We start from the raw sequence: 706 nt of genomic DNA, 5'->3' as shown, positions 1-706 counted from the left end.
GACCGAGCCCTTGGCCGGAATGCGCGGCATCACGCCGGCGTTAAAGAGCGCCAGCAGCGCATCGACCAGTTCGGGACGCACGCCCGAATGGCCGCGCGCCAAGCTCACCGCCTTGGTGGCCAGCACCAGGCGCACCACGGGCGCCGCCAGTGGCTCGCCGGTGCCCACGCTGTGCGAGAGCACCAGGTTGCGCTGCAGGTCGGCCAGGTGGTTGGCAGCGNCAGCAGCGCATCGACCAGTTCGGGACGCACGCCCGAATGGCCGCGCGCCAAGCTCACCGCCTTGGTGGCCAGCACCAGGCGCACCACGGGCGCCGCCAGTGGCTCGCCGGTGCCCACGCTGTGCGAGAGCACCAGGTTGCGCTGCAGGTCGGCCAGGTGGTTGGCAGCGATGCGCGTGCTGGCGAGCTTGCCAAAGCCGGTGTTGATGCCGTAGACCACTTCGTCGTTGTCCAGGATGCGCTGCACAACGGCCTGCGAACGGGCCATGGCGTTGCGCACCGAAGGGTCGAGCGCCAGGCGCACACCGCCGGCCTGGATGCGGCGCAGCAGGGCCAAGTCCACCTGGCCGGGGGTGAGCACCAGTTCGGTGGGGTGCGCGCCGGTATGGGCCTCAGCGTGGGGCAAGGGCGCGGCCGCCGAGACGGGGGCAGCATCAGGGTTCAGCAAAACGGAGGTGGACATAAGCAGCCTGTGCAGAAAAGGGT

The 706-nt window shown here is 70.2% G+C and carries 1 protein-coding gene; it reads right to left on the bottom strand.

The genetic code is table 11. The annotated features are described in order from the left end of the window. Nucleotides 1-104: 104 nt before the first annotated feature. Nucleotides 105-626, bottom strand: a complete 522-nt coding sequence (locus QZH66_RS14295; protein ID WP_305806609.1) for an aromatic amino acid lyase — start codon at nt 624-626, stop codon at nt 105-107. Nucleotides 627-706 lie beyond the last annotated feature (80 nt).

The organism is Stenotrophomonas sp. YIM B06876 (assembly GCF_030711595.1).
Taxonomy (GTDB): Bacteria; Pseudomonadota; Gammaproteobacteria; order Xanthomonadales; family Xanthomonadaceae; genus Stenotrophomonas.
The sequence above is the reverse complement of the archived record's forward strand: the minus strand, read 5'-3'. Positions and strand labels throughout refer to the sequence as shown.